The 21644-nt window shown below is 64.6% G+C and carries 1 protein-coding gene; it reads right to left on the reverse strand.

Going from position 1 to position 21644, the window contains the following annotated elements; translation table 11 throughout:
• Nucleotides 1-118 precede the first annotated feature (118 nt).
• The gene (locus ATY02_RS15960) at nt 119-21292 is read right to left on the reverse strand and encodes a non-ribosomal peptide synthetase (protein WP_068605495.1); all 21174 of its coding nucleotides are present in this window, start codon (nt 21290-21292) and stop codon (nt 119-121) included.
• Nucleotides 21293-21644 lie beyond the last annotated feature (352 nt).

Here is a 21644-nt window from a genome sequence, read left to right on the forward strand (position 1 = left end):
TGACCACTAATACGTTGAAAGGTAGACCCGGCCACAGGCCGGGCTTGCGCTAAGTTGCTCGAATGTTCGCTTCAGGTAGGGGCGCAAGCGCCCGTGCCGGCTCCCCCTGTATCACGCGTCATGAGGTCACCTTGCCGGGCGGCACGATCAGGCCGTCGTGCCACCAGGACGCCAGGCTGTAGACGTGCGGCGCCTTGAGCAGGGTGAAATGGTTGCCTGGCCCGTACCAGGTCTGCAGGTGATCCGTGTGTCGGCTCCAGCCCTCGATCATGCTGGTCTGCTCACGTTGATTGCCCTGTGCATCCAGCGTCGGATCATCGGCCAACACCAGGCGCACCGGACCGTTGTAGCGCTGGCGCGGCTGGTAGACCGTGCGCAGCGCAGCACCAAAGGCACGCGCCGGCCCTTGCATCACATCAGGTGTGGAGCGCGCCGAAAGCATGCCGACGCGCACCATGGCGGCGTGCAAGGTTGCCAGTTGTGCCGATTCATCCAGATCAACAAAGGCCTGCTGATCAATCCCGAACGGTTTTCCAGCCGCCAGTTGCAGGGTTTCGATCAGGCGCAGTAGCACGCCGGTTGCGGTGTACGGCTTGCCGACCACGCCCGAACTGCCCGGTGATTCACTGTCGATCAGGGTCAGCGACAACACTTCGCGCCCCTGGGCCTGCAGGCGCAGAGCCATCTCGAAGGCTACCCAGCCACCAAAAGAATGCCCCAGCAGATGCACCGGCCCATGCGGGCATTGCTGTTCCAGTGCCTGCAGATAGGCCTGCGCCGCCGTTTCCACGCGGCTGTGGGGCAACGCCTTGGCGTCCAGCCCGCGGGGTTGCAGGCCATGGATCGGCCAGGCCGGCCCGAACGCATCACTCAGGCCGATAAACCCTGTGACGCTATCGCCGGCCCCCGGTATGCAGAAGATCGGTGCCTGCCCGGCCTGCCCGCTCTGAATCGTCAGCACCGGTTGGTAGGGTGTGTTGGCCGACGTTGCCGGCAAGGCATTCAAGGCATCGCCGATGGCCTGACCCAACGCCGCGATGTGCGGCGCCTGCATCATGCTCTGGTGGTCGCCTGGCACCCTGATACGCTGCAGCAGGGCCGTCGGCAGAACCTCATCCCAACCCAGCGTGTCACTGCTGCGCGAAGCCTCATCCATGCGTTCTTCGGCCGTGAACAAATGCACCGGCATGGTCAGCGGCAACAAGCTGTAATGGGCTTGCCCATGGCCATGGGCGACTTCACGGTCCAGGTAGGCCCACAAGGCGTCACGGGACAGCGCCGCCAGCTGCGGTTGCAGCAAGCCGGCGTCGCAGCAGCGTTGCCACAGGGTGTCAAAGTCCATCTGTGCCGCGTCACCCTCCAACTGCGTGAGGGTGGCCAGCGCCTGTCCATCCACGGGCCGTTGAGCCTGGCAGAAGGCGCGGCACTGTTCGAGCAGGTGCAGGCTGTGGGCATGGGCCACCGACCAGCGCGCCTTGCCTTGATCGACCAGACGCGGCACGTGGGTGTCCAACAGGCCGAGGAAACTCACCTCCTCGTCCATGCCGATCAGCTGCGCGGCGATTTCATACGCCAGCAACCCGCCGAACGACCAGCCGGCCAAACGGTAGGGGCCGTGGGGCTGCACGCTGCGCATCATGTCGATGTGCCGGGCGGCCATGCATTCCAGGGTCCGCAACTGCGGCTCGCCCCAGGCCACGCCTTCCAGGCCGTAGACCGGAATGTCCGCATCCACATGCCGGGCCAGCGCTGGGAAATACACATTCAGCCCGCTGAACTCATGCACCAGGAACAATGGCGCCTGGGTGCCGCCGGCACGTACCGTGACCAGGCCTTGCTCGAGTGCCGGCGCATCGCTGCGCAAGCGCAGCAGCGCGGCCATCGACGCGACGCTGGCGTGCTGGAACAACTGCGCCAGGGTGACCGGCAGGCCGTCCTGGGTCAGCAGGCTGACCAGGCGAATCGCCAGCAGCGAATGCCCGCCCATTTCAAAGAAGCTGTCGTGGCGCCCTACCCTTGCCAGCTTCAACACGTGGGCCCAGTGGCCCGCCAGGCGTTCTTCCAGCGCCCCGACCGGCGCTGCATAGTCGCGGCTAAGCGCCGCCTGCTCAGGCGCCGGCAACGCCTTGCGGTCGAGTTTGCCGTTCGGTGTCACCGGCAAGCTGTCCAGCTGGACATACGCGCTCGGCAGCATGTACTGCGGCAAGTGGCTCAGCAGTTCTTCACGCAGTTGCTCGATTGAGACCGTCGAACCGCACAGGTAAGCCACCAATTGCTTGCCGGCGACCTGCCCTTCACTGTCGTCGCGAGCCATGACCACGGCCTCCCGTACGCCTTCACAGGCCAACAGCGCGCTTTCGACTTCGCCCAATTCGATACGGAAACCACGGATTTTCACCTGATCGTCGTTACGCCCCAGGTATTCCAGGGTGCCGTCCGGCAACCAGCGACCCAGGTCGCCGGTCTTGTACAGACGGCCCGGGCTGTCGCTGAACGGGTCGGCCAGGAAGCGCTCACTGCTCAGTTGCGGCTGGTTGAGGTACCCGCGGGCGATCCCGATACCGGCCAGGTGAATCTCACCGGCCACCCCCAGGCCCGTCGGATGCCCATGGGCGTCCAACACATACACTCGGGTGTTGGCGATCGGACGCCCAATGGCCCGAGGATGCGGGTTGGCGGCAAACACTTCATTGGCGGTCGCAATGATCGTCGCTTCAGTCGGGCCATAGGTATTGAGCAAGCGCGGCGTGTGGCCGCTGCGCAGGAACCAATGCTGCACCGCCTCCGGGCTCAGTTCTTCGCCCCCCACCACAATGACCCGCACAGACGCCGGAATGACAGTGCTGTGATCGTCCGCCAGGCCTTGCCAGAAGCGAGTCGGCAAGCTGATCACCGACAGCCGTGCCTGCGCCGCCAGGCTCCAGAATTGCGCGGCATCGGTCAACCAGTCGGCACTGCGCAGCACCAGGGTGGCGCCGCAAGTCAGCGCGCCAAAAATCTCTTCGATGGACGCGTCGAAGTTGATGGTCGCAAATTGCAGCGCACGATCCCCCGCCCCCAAGCCGGTCAAGCCACGAATCGCCTGGATTTCATTGCACAGGCCGGCATGCTCGATCATCACGCCCTTCGGCGTGCCGGTCGAACCGGAGGTATAGAGCACATAGGCCAGGTGTTCGCTGACTAGCCCCAACTGCGCAGGCTGCGGGTTGTGCGTGCCCAGCTCGCGCCAGGGTTGCAGCGCGCTGTTCAAGGTCACCACCTGCATGGCCTGTGGCAGCGTGCCGAGCAGCGGCAGCACCGCGTACTCGCTGAGCAACACCCGTGGCGCACTGTCGCCGAGCATGAAAGCCAGGCGTTGCGGCGGGTAAGCCGGGTCGAGCGGTACGTACGCAGCACCGGATTTGAGGGTGGCGAGCAAGGCCACCACCATCTGCATCCCGCGCTCCAGCGCGATAGCGACACGGTCGTCAGGCTGCACGCCGAGGGTAATCAAATGATGGGCCAACTGGTTGGCCTGGGCATTCAGTTCGGCGTAGCTCAGCGCCTGGCCGTCGAACTCCAGCGCGATCGCGCCGGGGGTACGCAGTACCTGGGCCTCGAACAGGCCATGGATCAGTTGATCCTGGGCTTCGTCGGTATGAGTCTGGTTAAAGTCCAGCAGTACCTGCTGACGTTCGGCCAGCGGCAGGATCTCCAGGCTGCTCAGCGACGCGTCCGGAGTACGTTCCAGGGCATCCACCAGGCTGTCGAGTGCGCCGTGCATATAGCCGCAGACCCGTTGTGCGCCAACTTCCGGGCTGACCTGAACGGTCAGGGCGAAGGCCTGGCCAAAGTCGTCGACGTCCAGCGACAGTGGGTAGTTGCTGCGTTCTTCACCGCCCAGCGCGTGGATGCCGGTCCATACCGCGATGTCTTCACTGGAGGCGGCACCTGCACTGTGACGGTAGTTGAGCAAGGCACTGAACAACGGTGCCGGGGCGGCAACACCGCTGCAACGCTGGGCCAGGGCCAGAGACGCGTGTTCATGACCGAGCAACGTGCTCAAGCGCGCATGGGTGGCCTTGACCCCGGCCTGTGCACCCTCGGCGCCCACGCTGACGCGCAACGGCAAGGTGTTGAGGAACAGCCCCAAGGCGCGTTCACCGCCCTGCAGCCCTCCCATCAGCACCGTGCCGAACACCACCTCATCCTGGCCGCAGACATGCGCCAGTACTTGCGCCCAAGCCACATGCATCAGGCTCGCGGCGCTGACGCCCAGTTGCCGTGCGGCGCTGCGCAGACGCTGGCCAAGGTCCTCGTCCACAAGCAGTTGCGCCGCTTCCAGCGTGCCGCCGGCTTGCACATCGTGCAGGCCAAACGGCAAGGTCGGCTCGTCGATGTCTGCCAGCATCGCGCTGAAAAACGCTTCATGCTCCTGCTCCGTCAGGCCCAGGCGCGCCTGGGCCACATAGTTGCGGTACGGCACGGGCGCGCTCAAGCGGTCTTGCTGACCGGTGAGGAACGCCTGCAACTCGTACTGCAAGAGATCCATGGCGACGTGATCGAACAGCATGTGGTGGAACATCAGCAGCGCACACCACTGCTGTTGCCCAACGTCATAGGCACCCACCAGGCGCATCAGCGGCGCGTCGCGCAGGTCCATGCGGAAATGCTGCGGGTTGAAACGCTCACGCAGTTGCGCACCGGCATCGCCTTCGCCGTCCAGGTTCAACTCTTCCAGGGCAAACGGCACGTGGCGCAACACCACCTGCACCGGCTCGCCCAAGCCTTCCCAGCGCATGGTGGAGCGCAGGATGTCGTTACGCTCGACCACGCCTTGCAGGGCTTGGGTAAAGGCATCGAGGCGCTCGCGGCTGTCGAAACTGAACGACGCCTGCTCCAGGTACAAATCGCCCTCATCCGCCAACAGGTGGTGATACAGGATGCCTTCCTGCAACGGCGTCATGCCGTAGATGTCCTGTACGTTGGCCAGTTGGCCCGGCACGCTGGCAACGATGCTGTCGATCTCGTCCTGGCTGAGGCTGGCCAGCGGCAGCAACTCAGGCGTGATGCGTGGGCAATCAGCCTCAATGGCATTGGCCGGAATCACCAGCGCGCGGCTGCTGCCGACGACTTTGGCCAACCCGGCAAGGGTCGGATGGGTAAACAAGGCACCGACGTCGACCCGCAGGTCTTCCTGGCGCATGCGCTCCACCAGCTTGACCGCCAGCAACGAATGGCCGCCGAGCTCGAAGAAGTTGTCATGCCGACCCACTTGTTCCAGCTGCAGCACTTGCTCCCAGACTAGCGCCAGGCGGCGTTCGATACGCCCTTGCGGTGCCTGGTAATCACGGCTCGCCACCGCCGACTGATCCGGGGCCGGCAAGGCTTTGCGGTCCAGTTTGCGGTTCGGCGTGAGCGGCAGCGCTTGCAGGGTGACGAAGGCTGACGGAATCATGTATTCCGCCAGCAACGGCGCCAGGTAGCTGCGCAATCCGGCGGCGCTCAGCTCGACCCCGGCATGCGGCACCACGTAGGCCACCAGGCGCTTCTCGCCGGGGCGGTCTTCGCGTGCAATCACTGCAACTTCCTTGACGCCGGCGCAGTTGCCCAGGCGCGATTCGATTTCGCCCAGTTCGATGCGGAAACCACGCACCTTGACCTGGAAGTCATTACGGCCCAGGTACTCGATCGAGCCATCCGCCAGGTAACGTGCCAAGTCACCGGTCTTGTACATCCGCGCACCCGGTACCGGGCTGAACGGGTCGGCAATAAAGCGCTCGGTGCTGATCTGTTCAAGGTTCAGATAACCGCGTGCCACGCCGTCGCCACCAATGAAAATCTCCCCCGCCACACCCAATGGCACCGGCTGCTGCCGGCTGTCGAGCAGGTAGATACGGGTGTTGGCCATCGGTTTGCCGATGGTGGTGTTGCCATTGATGTCGCCGGTGTAACTCACGTAAGCGGTGGTGCAGGACACCGTCGCTTCGGTCGGGCCGTAGGTGTTGATCAGCCGTACATGGGCCGGGCGCGCCTCGTCCCAGAGCTTGAGTTTTTGCGCTGACAACGCATCCCCCGTCACGTTGATCAAGCGCACATCACGCAGATGGGCCTGGGCCTGCTGCGGATCGTGATGCCATTCAGCGGCCAGGGTGTGCCAGTGAGCGGCCGTCAGGTGCAGGAAGGTCGGCGTAATGGCCGGGTCCCGCGCGGCTTCGGTGCCGAACACATGGCGGCTTGGCGCCAGGGTCGCGCCCGCCAACAGGGCCGGGAAGATCTCCTCCACCGACAGGTCGAAGTTCAGCGTGTTCTGTTGCAACACGGTGTCCTGCGGCGTCAAGCCGAACAGGCGCGCGGCGTCGAGGCTGTAGTTGACCAGCCCGCGGTGCTCGATCATCACCCCTTTGGGGTTGCCGGTGGAGCCGGAGGTGTAGATCACATACGCCAGGTGACGGGCATTGAGGCCCGGCACCACCGGGTTGTGGTCGGCACCCTCGACCGGTTCATCCAGCAACACACTCGGGATCGCCAGGGCCGGCAGACGGTCCTGCAACGGACGCTGGGTCAGCACCGCCGAAGGTGTACTGTCGGCAATCATGTAAGCCAGGCGCTCCGGCGGGTAATTGGGGTCCAGCGGCACATAAGCAGCGCCGGCCTTGAGCACCCCGAGCAGGCCCACCAGCACCTCATCGCCGCGCTCGGCGCAGATCGCCACGCGCTCGTCCGGGCCAATGCCCAGGCCGATCAGGTGATGCGCCAGGCGGTTGGCCCGGCGGTTGAGCTCGGCATAACTGATGCGCCCAGCTTCGAACGCCACCGCGATGGCCTGCGGCGTGGCCTCGACCTGGGCTTCAAACAACTGGTGAATAGTGGCCTCGTGCGGGTAAGCGACTTCGGTTTTGTTGAGTGCGTGCAGCAGGTAATCGCGCTCCTCCTCATCCACCAGCGCGATATGCGCCAACTGCGCCTGGTCATCGGCGACCATCGCGTGCAGCAGTCGCTTGAAATACCCCAGGTACCGTTGCAGGGTGGATTCCTCAAACAGCGCCGTGGCGTACTCCAGGTTACCGGCGATGTGGCCTTGCACTTCCCCCAGGTCCAGGGACAGGTCGAATTTGGCGAAGTTGCTGGTCTCGCCGACCGCTTCGAACTGCAGGTCACCCATCACCAGGCTTGGGCCGTCGCTGTTCTGCCAGGTCAGCAGGGTCTGGAACACCGGGCTATGGGCCAGGCTGCGCGCCGGCTTGACCACTTCCACCACTTGCTCGAACGGCAAGTCCTGATGGGCTTGCGCTGCCAGCGTGCGGTCCCTGGCATGCGCCAGCAAAGCGGCGACGGTCAGGTCCTCGCCCGCACCAATACGCACGGCGAGGGTGTTGACGAACAGGCCGATCAGGCCTTCGACTTCGGCACGCATGCGGTTGGCGGCCGGCGAACCGATCACCACCTCATCCTGGCCGGACAGACGGCAGAGCAACGCGCCCCACGCGGCCATCATGGTCATGTACAGCGTGGTGCCGTGGCGTTGACTCAAGGCCTTGAGCCCGGCGGTAAGGTCGACGTCGAGCAACAGGGTCAAGGTCGCGCCGCTGTAGTCCTGGCGCGCCGGGCGTGGACGGTCGGTGGGCAGCATCAGCAAGGCGGGTGCATCCGCCAGCGCTTGCTGCCAGTACTGGCTCTGTTGCTGCAACACCTCGCCACTCAACCAGCGGCGCTGCCACACGGCAAAATCGCCGTACTGCAGGGCCAGCGGCGGCAGCGGGTCCGGCTGGCCGTGGCGGAAGGCCTCGTACAGCGCCATCAGTTCACGGGTCAGCACACCCATCGACCAGCCATCGGAGACGATGTGGTGCATGGTCAACAACAGCACGTGATGGTCGTCGGCACGCTGCAACAGCTGTGCACGAATCAGCGGCCCCTGCTCCAGGTCGAACGGTTGCAGCGCGTCGGCGCTGATGTGCGCTTGCACAGCGGCCTCGCTGTCGACGTCCAGACGCCGCAGCGCAAAGGCCCGCTCGGCCGGGTCGATACGCACCAGCGCCTCGCTGTTGTGCTGCACGAAACGACTGCGCAGGGCTTCGTGGCGCGCCACGATGGCCGTGAGCGCGCGTTCCAGCGCGTCGGCATCCAGGTGACCGCGCAGCCTGAGGGCAATCGGCATGTTGTAGGCGGTGCTGGCGCCCTCCATCTGCGCCAGGAACCACAAGCGCTGCTGGGCAAACGACAGCGGCAAATCCTGGTCGCGCGATACCGGCAAAATCGCCGGCAAGGTACTGCGGGACGCCTGTGCCAGCACCTGGGCCAATGCGGCCAGTTGCGGGTGGGCAAACAGATCGGCCAGGGCCAGTTCCACACCCAGACGCTGGCGCACCTGGGAAATCAGGCGCATCGCCAACAGCGAATGACCGCCCAAATCAAAGAAATGCCCTTGCCGGCTAATCTGTTCCAGCCCCAGCAGGTCCTGCCAGATATGCGCGAGGGTGGCTTCAATCTCGCCCTCGGGCGCTTCATACACACCGCTGACCACTGCATCGAGGCCCGGCGCCGGCAGCGCCTTGCGATCCAGCTTGCCGTTGGGGTTCAGGGGCAATGCGTCAAGTTGCACATAGGCCGACGGCACCATGTACTCCGGCAGTGCGCTTTGCAGGTAGGCGCGCAGCTCTTCGATCTGCGGCGCGAGGCCGGTGAAGTAGGCCACCAGCCGCTCATCACGTACCAGTACCGCAGCCTCGGTGACTTCCGGGTGGGCCGCGAGCAGCGCTTCGATTTCGCCCAGCTCGATGCGCAGGCCGCGGATCTTGACCTGGTCGTCGTTGCGGCCCAAGTAGTCGAGCGTGCCGTCGGCGCGGTAACGCGCCAGGTCACCGGTTCGGTACATGCGCCCGCCCGGCGTGAACGGATCGTCGAGGAAGCGTTCGGCAGTCAGTGCTTCACGGTTGAGGTAACCACGGGCCACGCCGGCGCCGCCGATGTAGAGCTCACCCACGCTGCCGGTCGGCACCAGTTGCCCGTAGGCGTCCAGCACGTAGAGCGTGAGGTTGCGCAATGGCCGGCCCAGCGGAATATCTGTGGCACCGTAGCTGTCCAGGTCAGCGTCGACCGCATGCCAGGCAACCACGTCGCTGCATTCGGTCGGGCCATAACTGTTGATGAATTGCGGACGCGGCACCTGCAGTTTTTCCAATTGCGACAGCTTGATCGGCTCGCCACCCAGCACCACGCGGCGCAACTGGCTCAGGGCGGACTGCTGGTCGGCCTCGATCAGCGCATAAAACGCGCTGGGAGCCAGGTTGATGTGGGTGATCGCCTGGTCGCTGATCTGGCGCACGATGCTCGAAGGATCAAACGGGCTGTCCGCCAGGTGTAAGGTGGCCCCCACGGCCAGGCTGGCGAAGATGTTTTTCTGGGTCAGGTCAAAGCTGTGGGAGGTCAGCAGCAACACTGCATCGCTGGCATTAAGACCCACGTCGTCAAGGTACCAGCCAAGCATGTTGACCACGCCCTGATGCTCGACCATGACGCCCTTGGGCTGGCCGGTGGAGCCTGAGGTGTAGATCACATAGGTCAAGTGTGTGGCCGTCAGTTCGGCCACCTGCGGGTTATGCAGGTTCGGGGTGTACGCGTCATTACGGTCGAGGTCGACCACCGGCAGGCCCGGTTCGCCGGCCAGGTGCGCGGTGGCACTGTGCACCAGCAGCGCCGCCGGGGCGCTGTCGTGCAACATGTAGTGAATGCGCTCCAGCGGGTAGTTCGGGTCGATCGGCACATAGGCGCCGCCGGCCTTGAGAATCGCCAGCAAGCCGACAATCAGCTCGGCGCTGCGCTCCACACAGATCGCCACGCGGGCATCGGGCTGTACGCCAAGCTCGCGCAGGTGGTGGGCCAGTCGGTTGGCACGCTCGTTTAGCTCGCGGTAGGTCAGTGAACCGTTGCCGGCCTGCACGGCACGGGCATCCGGTGTGCGCAGTGCCTGAGCCTCGAACAGGCTGTGCACCGTGGCGCCCGGCAATGCAGTGCGCAGGCCGCCAAGACCGGCCAGCTGCTGTTGACGCTCGTCATCATCGAGCAGCGGCACACGGGCAAGCAGTGCCTGATCGTCGGCGACCATGGCGCGCAACATGCGCTCAAGGTAGCCGAGGTGACGGGTCAGGGTCGGTGCATCAAACAACGCCGTGGCGTAGCTCAGGGAGCCGATGATATGGCCCTGGGCCTCGCACAGCTCCAGCGACAGGTCGAATTTCGCCGCGCTGTTGATCTGGCCGCTGCCTTCCAGCACCAGGTCACCGAGTACCGGTGCCACACTTTCGTTGTTCTGCCACGTCAGCATGGTCTGGAAAATCGGGCTGTAGGCCATGCTGCGCACAGGTTTGATGATATCCACCACCTGTTCGAACGGCAGGTCCTGATGGGCCTGCGCGCCCAGCGTCTGGGCCTTGACCCGCGCCAGCAGGGTTTGCACGGTCGGCTCACCCGAGGCGTCGATACGCACGGCCAGGGTGTTGACGAACAGACCGATCAGGCCTTCGACCTCGACACGGTTGCGGTTGGCCACCGGTGAACCGATCACCACTTCATCCTGCCCGGCCAGACGGCTGAGCAACGCGCCCCAGGCCGCCAGCAGCGTCATGTACAGCGTGGTGCCATGGCGTTGGCTGAGGGTCTTGAGGCCCTGGGTCAGCTCGGTATCCAGTTGCAGGTTCAGCACCGCACCGGCGAAGTCCTGCTGCGCGGGACGCGGGCGGTCAGTGGGCAACGTCAACATGGCCGGCGCACCGGCCAGAGCCTGTTGCCAATACAGGTTTTGCTGTTGCAACACCTCGCCACTCAACCAGCGGCGCTGCCACACGGCGAAGTCGGCGTATTGCAGGGCCAGCGGCGGCAACGGGTCGGCCAGGCCCTGGCTGAAGGCGCCATACAGCGCCATCAGCTCGCGGGTCAGCACGCCCATCGACCACCCGTCAGAAGCGATATGGTGCAGGGTCAACAGCAGCACGTGGTGTTCGTCACCCATGCGCACCAGGCGCGCACGCAGCAACGGCCCGTTGACCAGGTCAAACGGGGCCAGCGCCTCGTGCTCGGTCAAAGCCTGCAACTGCTGCGCTGCATCGGCCAGCTCGCGCAGGTCGTTGTGCTCAAGCACAAAGGCGCCTTCGACCGGGGTGATGACCAACTGCGGCTCATCGTTATCGACCACAAACACACTGCGCAGCACTTCATGCCGGCTGACGATCTGCGCCAGGGCGCGCTCCAGCGCCAGCGCATCAAGGGCGCCACGCAGGCCCAGGCCAATCGGCATGTTGTAGGCGGCGCCGACATTGTCCATCTGCGCCAGGAACCACAGGCGCTGCTGGGCAAACGACAGTGGCAGCGCCTCTTCACGGGACACCGGCACGATCGGCGGCAGACTGCTGCGCCCCGCCTTGGCCACCGCCTGGGCGAGGGCCGAGAGTTGCGGGTGGGCAAACAGCGCTGCAAGGTCCAGTTCCACCCCCAGGTGCACACGCACCTGGGAAATCAAACGCATGGCCAACAACGAATGCCCGCCCAGCTCGAAGAAGTGATCTTCACGCCCGACCTGCTCGACCTTGAGCAATTGGCTCCAGATCTGCGCCAGCGCCACTTCCACCTCGCCCTGCGGCGCTTCATAGCCACGGCTGAGCAAGGCTTCCTGATCCGGGATCGGCAGCGCTTTGCGGTCCACCTTGCCGTTATTGGTCAACGGCAGGCTGTCGAGGCGCACATAGGCACGCGGCACCATGTACTCCGGCAGCTGCTCTTGCAGCCAGGTGCGCAGGGCCTGGATGTCCAACGCCTGGTGCTCGGTGAAGTAGGCCACCAGGCGCTTGCTGCCCGGCTCGTCCTCACGGGCCAGCACCACGACCTCGTTGATCTGCGGGTGTTCGCCGAGGCGGTTTTCGATCTCCCCGAGTTCAATGCGGAAACCACGGATCTTCACTTGGTCGTCATTACGGCCCAGGCAATCCAGTTCGCCCTTGGCCAACCAGCGGCCAAGGTCGCCCGTGCGGTACATCAACGCGCCCGGCTCGTGGCTGAACGGGTCCAGAATAAACTTCTCGGCGGTCAGCTCGGGCCGGTTCAGGTAACCCTTGGCGACGCCTTTGCCGCCAATGTAGATCTCCCCGACAACGCCCAACGGTACCGGCTGCTGGCGTTGGTCGAGCAGGTAAATGCGCGTATTGGAAATCGGCCCGCCGATCGGCACGCTCTCGGCATCGTCGGCCAGCGCACGCACTTCAAAGGTGGTGGCGTAGGTGGTGCTTTCGGTCGGGCCGTAGCAATGCACCAGACGCAGCTTGGGCGCATGCTCAAGCAGGCTGCGGAACGCCGCCGGGTCCGCGCGTTCGCCACCACACAGCAGCATGCGCAAGCCCTTGAGGGCGTCGGGAATCAGCTGTACGTACTGGTTGAACAGCGCCGTGGTGGTGAACAGGATCGTGACCGCCGATTCGCTCAACACAGCGCCAAAACGCAGCGGGTCAAGCAGCGTGTCGTGGTCGATCACCACCACTTGGCCGCCATTGAGCAAGGCGCCCCAGACGTCCATGGTGCTGGCGTCGAACGCCGGGTTGGAGGCAAAGGCAATACGGTCATGGGTATTGAAATCGGCATAACCACCGTTGATCACCAGCCGCGTGATGCCCCGGTGCGGCACCAGCACGCCCTTGGGCACGCCGGTGGAACCGGAGGTGTACATGATGTAGGCGACCGACTCGGCAGACTGTTCAATGGCCGGGTCGTGGACCGGAGCATCGCTCAGGTCGAGGCTGTCCAGGTCCAGGCGCTCGCCGCCTTCGGGGGCTTGATGGGCGCTGGTGGTGAGCAGCCATCGCGCGCCGCTGTCCTGGCGCATGAAGGTTTGACGGTCGGCGGGAGCGTTGACATCCAGCGGCACATACACCGCGGCTGCCTTGCTGATTGCCAGTTGGCTGGCCAGCAAGTCTACGGAACGCTCCAGCAGGATGGCGACACTGTCACCCGCCTGCACGCCCAGGCCGATCAGGTGGTGGGCCAGGCGGTTGGCGCGCCGGTTCAATTGCGCATAGCTCAGCGACTGTTCAGCGTGAACCACCGCTACAGCGTCCGGCCGGATGCGTACCTGAGCCTCGAACAACGCGTGCACGGTCGAGGTCTGCGGGAACGGACGCTCGCTGTCGTTGAAGGCTTCCAGCAGTTCCTGGCGCTCAGCCTCGGGCAAGACCGACAGGTCCTGCAACGGTGTACCGGGCGCATGTTCCAGGGCATCGACCAATTGCGCCAGCGCCGCCTGCATATAGACGCACACACGCAGTGCACCAATCCCCACCAGCGCCTGGGCATTGAGTTGAAAGCCGCTGCCGAAGTCATCGACGTTAAGCACCAGCGGGTAGTTGGTGCGCTCTTCCATGCTCAGCGCCTGAATGCCGTCCCAGGCGGCAATGTCTGCGGTGGACACAGGCGCGGCCGCACTGTGGCGGTAGTTGAGCAAGGTGTTGAACAACGCCTGCGCCGCCGGCATGCCGCTGCAATGCTGGGCCAGCGACAAGGACGCATGTTCGTGGGCCAGCAGTTGCGCCAGTTGCGTGTGAGTGGCACGCACTGCTTCGCGGGCCCCGTGGGCGCCGATGCTGACACGCAACGGCAATGTGTTGATGAACAAGCCCAGCGCACGCCCTGCCCCTTCACCGCCTTGCAAGCGGCCCAACAGCACCGTGCCGAACACCACGTCCTCACGGCCACTGACCTGCGCCAGCACCTGGCCCCACGCCAGGTGCATCAGGCTCGCAGCGCTGACCCCAAGCACCCGCGCCTGCTCACGCAGCCGCCCGCCCAGTACGCTGTCGAGCATCAGGTGCGATTCCTCGACCCCCCTGCCGTCGCCCTGCACATTCTGCAGGCCGAACGCCAGGGTCGGTTCATCGATATCACCCAGCATCTCGCCGAAGAACGCTTCATGGGCCCGGCGATCGGCGCCCAGGCGCGACTGCGCCACATGCTCGCGATACGGAATCGACGGCGGCAACTGTGCGCTCTGGCCTTTGAGGCTGGCCTGGACCTCCTCGATCAGCACCTCCAGCGCGGTATGGTCGAGCACCATGTGGTGGAACAAAAGGATGCCGACCCAGCGCTGGTTGGCACTGTCCTCGGTGTAGGCCAAATGCATCAGCGGAGCACGGGTCATGTCCAGGCGGTAGTGGCGCGGGTCGAACCGACTGTGCAGTTGCGCCAGTACGTCACCCTCGGTCGGGTCGATGGCCACTTGCTCCAGGCCCAGCGAAGCTTGGCGCCATACCACTTGCACAGGCTCCACGAGCCCTTCCCAGGCGATGCTGCTGCGCAGGATGTCGTGACGGTCGATCACGCTTTGCAGGGCCTTGGCGAACAGGTTGAGCGGTTCGGGCCCGGTAAACGAAAACAGCATGTGCAGCAGATAGGCATCACCCTGATCCGCTGCCAGGTGGTGGTAGAACATACCGTCCTGCAGCGGTGCGAGGCTGTAGATATCCTGCACATTGCGCACGCCGCCGGGCACGCTGGCGACGATGCGATCGATGCTGCTTTGGTCCAGTTCGGCCAGGGGCAGCAGGTCGGGAGTGATCTGCTCGCAGCCAGGCTCGATCAGGTTGGCCGGCACCTGCAGCTGCGCATGGCCGCCCACGGCAGCCGCCAGGGCCGCCAAAGTGGGCTGGCCAAAAAGGACACGCACATCGGCGCTCAGTTCGAGCTGGCGCATGCGTTCGATCAATTTCACCGCCAGCAGCGAATGGCCGCCCAGTTCGAAGAAGTTGTCGTGCCGCCCCACCCGTTCCACGCCCAGCAACTCTTGCCACAGCGCGGCGAGGGTCTGCTCCACCTCCCCCTCCGGACACTCGTATTCGCGCCGCGCCAGGGCATCGCCATCCGGCGCCGGCAAGGCTTTGCGATCAAGCTTGCCGTTGGTGGTCAACGGCAAGCGCTCAAGCATCACGAATGCGCTGGGCACCATGTAATCGGCCAAGGACACCAGCAACTGCTGGCGCAGGTCGGCCGCCACAAGTTCGGCGCCATCGGCCGCGATGACGTAGGCCACCAGGCGCTTGTTGCCGGGCTGGTCCTCGCGAGCAATCACCACCGCGTCACGTACGCCGTCACAGGCCGCGAGGTGCGCCTCGATTTCCCCGAGTTCGATACGGAAACCACGGATCTTCACCTGGTCGTCATTGCGTCCCAGGTAGTCGATGCTGCCATCTGGCAACCAGCGGCCCAGGTCACCGGTCTTGTACAGGCGGGCATCGGCACGCCCGCTGAACGGGTCGGCGATAAAGCGCTCGGCATTGAGTTCCGGGCGGTTCAAGTAACCACGTGCCACCCCGGCACCGCCGACGTACAACTCACCCACGACGCCCACCGGCACCGGTTCGCGTGCGCTGTCGAGCACGTAGAGCTGCAAGTCCGGAATACGCCCGCCAATCGGGCTGGCCCCCACCAACTGCGCATCCGCCGCTTCAAGGGCGCGGTAAGTCACATGCACCGTGGTTTCGGTGATGCCGTACATGTTTACCAGTTGCGTACCGGCGTTGGCCGTACGCGCATACCAAGGCTTGAGCATCCCCGGTTCCAGGGCTTCGCCACCGAAAATCACCTGGCGCAGGGAATGCTTCAAGGCACTCTGGCCCTGGGCGGCGATCAATGAACGGAAGGCACTCGGGGTCTGGTTGAGGATGGTCACACCGGCACTGCACAGCAGCGCATAGCACTCGTCCGGCGAGCGGCTGGTGAGTTGCGGCACTACCAGCAACTGCCCGCCGTGGATCAGCGCGCCCCAGATTTCCCAGACCGAGAAGTCGAAGGCGAACGAGTGGAACAGCGCCCACACGTCCTTGTCATTGAAGTTGAACCACCCTTCGGTGGCGGAGAACAGCCGCGCCACGTTGCGGTGCTCGATCATCACACCTTTGGGCAGGCCGGTGGAGCCTGAGGTGTAGATCACGTAAGCCAGGTTGGCCGAGGTCAGGCCAGGCACTTGCGGGTTCTGCATCGGCTGCAGTTGCAGGTCCGTCGCGTCCAGGTCAATCACCGGCACCGCAAGTTCGGCAATCCGCGCCTGAGTCGCCGCCTGCACCAGCACCGCCACCGGCGCACTGTCCTGCAGGGTGTAACTGATGCGTTCCTGCGGGTAGGCAGGGTCGATCGGCACGTAACCGGCACCCGCCTTGAGGATGCCGAGCAAGCCGATGATCATTTCCAGCCCGCGCTCCACGCAGATCGCCACCCGCTCATCCGGGCTTACGCCCAGGCTCAGCAGGCGGTGCGCGACCCTGTTCGCGCGCGTGTTCAGCTCGGCGTAGCTCAGGTGACTGTCTTCAAACACCACCGCGATGGCATCGGGCTGTTCGGCCGCCTGGCGCTCGATCTGGTGATGAATCAACGCGGCATCGGCATACAGGCTGTCCGTGGCGTTCCAGTGTTGCAACAGTTGCTCACGCTCAAGCGCCGGCAACATGCCCAGGCTTGGCAGCGCCGCTTGTGGAGTCTGTTCCAGCGCCTGCACGAGGTTTTCCAGCACACATTGCATATAGCCGCAGATGCGTGCGGCACCAATGGTGCCGTCGGCCATGACCGACAGGCTGAAGGCATCGCCCATGTCGTTGACCGACAGGGTCAGTGGGTAGTTGGTGCGTTCCTTGCTGTCGAGGATGCCGATACCTTCCCAGGCGGCCTGCGCGGCCTGGGACACATCCCCACCGCCAAGCTGACGGTAGTTGAGCAGCGAGCTGAACAGCGGCGTAGAGGGCGCAACCTTGCTGCAGCGCTGCGCCAGCACCAGCGACGCGTGCTCATGGCTGAGCAAACCGGTCAGGCGCGCATGGGTCGTTTTGACCAGGCTGCGTACGCCCGCCTCACTTAGGCTGATGCGCAACGGCAGCGTGTTGATGAACATCCCCAGGGCGCGGTCGGCGCCTTCGCCGCCTTGCAGGCGCCCCAGCAAGACCGTACCGAACACCACGTCATCGCGGCCGGAAACACCGCCCAGCACCCGGGCCCAGGCCAGGTGATACAGGCTCGCCGGGGTCACGCCCAACTGCCGAGCCTGCTTGCGCAGGCGCGTGTTGAGGGTGTCATCGAGTTGCAGCAGCACCTCTTCCACCCCGTGGCCATCGCCTTGCACATCCTGCAGGCCAAACGGCAGGGTTGGCTCGTCGATATCGCCCAGCATTTCACTGAAGAACGCTTCGTGTTCTTCGCGGCTCACGCCCAGGCGTGCCTGCGCCACGTAGTTGCGATACGGCACCGAAGCCGGCAATTGTGCTTCTTCACCGCGGGTATGGGCTTCGACTTCGGTGATCAGCATGCGCAGGGAGGTGGCGTCGTCCACCAGGTGGTGCAATAGCAACACGGCCACCCAGCGTTCGTTGGGGGCGTCCTCGCTGTAGCCGATGCGCATCAGCGGGGCCTGGCGAATGTCCAGGCGATGGTGGCGCGGGTTGAGGCAGGCGGTCAGTTGTTCAGCGATATCACCGGCGGCCGGATCCAGGGGGATTTCATCAAGGCCCAGCTGTGCCTCGCGCCAGACCACTTGCACCGGCTCGTCCAGGCGCTCCCAGACCACCGCCGTACGCAGAATGTCGTGTCGCGAAATCACGCCTTGCAGTGCGTCGGCGAAACGTGTCAGCCGCTCGCGGCTGGTGAAGCTGAAGGTCACGTATTGCAGATAGGGGTCGCCCTGGGCGGCCGCCAAATGGTGGTACAGGATGCCCTCTTGCAGGGGCGCCAGGCTGTAGATTTCCTGGACGTTGCGCGCCCCGCCCGGCACCGTCGCCACGATGCGCTCGATGGCGTCCTGATCGAGGTCCGCCAGGGGCAGCATGTCCGGGGTGATGTGATCGCAACCCTCGGGCACACGATTGGCGGGCACCTCCACGTCCTTGCTCGCACCGGCGACAGCCGAGGCCAGGGCCGCGAGGGTCGGCTGGCCGAACAGCACACGCACATCGGCACCGAGCCCGACCTGGCGCATGCGCTCGATCAACTTGACCGCCAGCAACGAGTGGCCACCCAACTCGAAAAAGTGATCCTGGCGCCCAACCTGCTCAACATTGAGCAAGTCCTGCCAGATCGTCGCGATTGCAGTTTCGACCGCACCTTGAGGTGCTTCGTACTGACGCCGCGCCAGTGCGTCGGCGTCCGGTGCCGGCAAGGCCTTGCGGTCGAGCTTGCCGTTGGTGGTCAACGGGAAGCTGTCGAGCATGACAAACGCGGCAGGCACCATGTACTCGGCCAGATGCACCAGCAACTGGGTCCGCAGGTCGGCGGCGTTCGGCGCCATGCCCTCTTCACCAATCACATAGGCCACCAGGCGTTTGTCCCCCGGCGTGTCTTCACGGGCAATCACCACGGCTTCGCGCACGCCGTCACAGGCTGCCAGGCGCGCTTCGATTTCGCCCAATTCAATGCGGAAACCGCGAATTTTCACCTGGTCGTCGTTACGCCCCAGGTAGTCGATGCTGCCGTCTGCCAGGCGACGGCCCAGATCGCCAGTCTTGTACAGGCGAGCGCCGGGGCGGCCGCTGAACGGGTCGGCGATAAAGCGCTCGGCATTGAGTTCCGGGCGGTTCAGGTAACCACGGGCCACGCCCGCGCCACCGACGTACAGCTCGCCCACCACCCCGACCGGCACGGGTTCGCGCCGATCATCGAGCACATACAACTGCAAGTCCGGAATGCCCCCGCCAATCGGGCTGGCGCCCACCAGCTGCGCATCCGCCGCTTCAAGGGCGCGATAAGTCACATGCACTGTGGTTTCAGTGATGCCGTACATGTTCACCAGTTGCGTACCGCTATTGGCGGTGTGCGCGTACCACGGCTTGAGAATCCCCGGTTCCAGCGCTTCGCCGCCAAAAATCACCTGGCGCAGGGCGTGCTTGAGGGTGCTTTGGCCCTGGGCAACGATCAGTGCGCGGAAGGCGCTCGGGGTCTGGTTGAGAATGGTCACACCGGCGCTGCACAGCAGCGCATAGCATTCATCGGGCGAGCGGCTGGTCAGCTGCGGCACCACCAGCAACTGCCCGCCGTGCATCAGCGCGCCCCAGATTTCCCAGACCGAGAAGTCGAAGGCGAACGAGTGGAACAAAGCCCATACGTCGTGATCGTTGAAGTGGAACCAGTCCTCGGTGGCGGTGAACAGGCGCGCCACGTTGCGGTGTTCGATCATCACGCCCTTGGGCAACCCGGTGGAACCGGAGGTGTAGATCACATAGGCCAGGTTCGCCGGCGTCAGGCCCGCGACCTGGGGGTTGCCGGTTGATTCGTCCTGGCAGTCCCCCGCATCCAGCGTGATCACCGGCACCGACAATTCGGCCACCCGGGTGTGGGTGGCCTGTTGCACCAGCACGGCCACCGGCGCGCTGTCTTGCAAGGTGTAGCTGATGCGTTCCTGGGGGTAGGCCGGATCGATGGGGACGTAACCGGCACCAGCCTTGAGAATACCCAACAGGCCAATGATCATTTCCAGACCGCGCTCGACGCAGATCGCTACGCGATCATCCGGGCGCACGCCCAACGCCAGCAGGCGATGCGCGACCTGGTTGGCGCGCTTGTTGAGCGCGCCGTAGCTCAGGCGCTGGTCATCAAACACCACCGCGACAGCGTCAGGCCGCGCCGCCGCACGGGCTTCGACCTGGCTGTGGATCAGTGCGCTGTCGGCATACACCGTTTCGTTGCTGTTCCAGGCGTGCAGCAGATGCTCACGCTCGGTTGCAGGCAGGATACCCAGGGTTTGCAGCGGCGCCTGCGGGGTGTGTTCCAGCGCATCGACCTGACTCTGCAAGGCGGCATTGAGGTAGCGCGCGACACGCTCGGCACCTATGTCGGGGCCCGCGAGTACCGTGATATGGAAATCCTCACCCAGGTCATCGAAGTTGACGGTCAAGGGGTAGTTGGTACGCTCCTGTGCCCCGAGCGCTTGCATGCCGGCCCAGGCGACCTGCGCTTCGGTGGTGGCGCCGATGGCACTGTGGCGGTAATTGAGCATCGCGCTGAACAGCGGCGTGGGCGTGGCCACGGCGCTGCAGCGCTGGGCCAGAGCCAGCGAGGCGTGCTCATGCGCAAGCAGCGCGGTCAGGCGCTGATGGGTCAGCTTCAGGCCACTGCGCACGCTTTGCGCGCCGACGCTGACACGCAGCGGCAAGGTGTTGATGAACATGCCCAGGGCGCGGTCAGAGCCCTCGCCCGCGTGCATGCGACCCAGCAGGACCGTACCGAAGACGACTTCCTCGCGCCCGGATACCTTGCCCAGCACTTGCGCCAGCGCCAGGTGCACCATGCTGGCGGCACTCACGCCTATCTGGCGCGCCTGGGCACGCAGGCGCTTGCTCAAACCGCTGTCGAGCATCAGGTGGCTTTCGTCGATACCGTGACCATCCCCCTGAACATCCTGCGCGCCGAAAGGCAGGGTCGGCTCGTCGATGTCGCCCAGCATCTCGCGAAAGAACGCTTCATGCTGCTGTTCCGTCACACCCAGCAGAGCCTGGGCCACGTAGTTACGGTACGGCACCGGCTCGCCGAGGTGCTCGACCTGCCCCAGCAGGAAGGCCTGCATTTCGTGCTGCACCACCTCCATCGCGGTATGGTCCAGCGCCATGTGGTGAAACATCAACACCGCCACCCAACGCTGATTCGCTGAATCCAGCGCAAAAGCCATGCGCATCATCGGCGCCTGGCGAATATCCAGGCGATAATGACGGGCATCGAAGCGACCTTGCAGTTGGGTCAGCACGTCACCGTCGCGCGGGTCCAGGTGCACTTCCTCACTGACCAGCGCGGCCTTGCGCAGCACCACCTGGACCGGTTCATCGAGGCTCTCCCACAACACCGTGGTGCGCAGAATATCGTGACGCTTGATCACGTACTGCAAGGCTTCGGTGAATTGCTCCAGGCGCTCGCGGCTGTCGAACGCGTACTGCGATTGCAGCAGATACGGGTCACCCTGCTCGGCGGACAAGTGGTGGTACAGCATGCCTTGCTGCAACGGCGCCAGCGGGTAGATGTCTTTCACGTTTGCCAGGCCACCGGGCACGGCCTCGACAATCTGGTCGATGGTCGCCTGGTCCAGCGTCGTCAATGGCAGCATCTGCGGGGTAATGCGATAGGCCGGGCTCAGCCAGTCGCCACCGTTGCGGGCGATCAACTCAAGCAATTGCGCCTTGTGCCTGCGCAGGCTGTCGATCACCCCGTCATCGAGCCCCTCATCGTCGCCCAGGATGATCAGGTCATCCTCTTCACGTTGAAGATGGATCGGGTGGGTCGAAAGAACTGCCATCAATTCGCTGAAGTGCATGGTGTGCCCTGCTTAAGATTCGAAAACAATGACGAAAAAGCCCGAATTCGCGTGTAACCGAAAAACCGGGCATCGAACGCCGGCGCATGCCTTCCATGGACAGAGGCGCCGCCGCCGACAGGTTCAAAAAGTGATGGGTTGAATGCCCGCCACAGGGCTCCCCACAGGGCAGGAAAACTAAAACATCCGCACTGAGGTGTATGTCATGGGAAGCCGGGACAATGGGGATGCCCAGCGGATAAACATGCGGGAGCCGGCTTGCCCGGCTCCCACGGTTAAAGGTTTATGCCTGCCAGATTGGCCACACCCAAGCGCCAAGGCGGGAGTCGCCCTGCCAAAGCACAACAGCTCC

It is taken from the genome of Pseudomonas sp. BIOMIG1BAC (assembly GCF_001705995.2).
GTDB lineage: Bacteria > Pseudomonadota > Gammaproteobacteria > Pseudomonadales > Pseudomonadaceae > Aquipseudomonas > Aquipseudomonas sessilinigenes.

What these genes read in the sequence shown, in the direction of transcription:
- ATY02_RS15960 (WP_068605495.1), bottom strand. Translation starts at nt 21,292, where the DNA reads ATGCACTTCAGCGAATTGATGGCAGTTCTTTCGACCCACCCGATCCAT.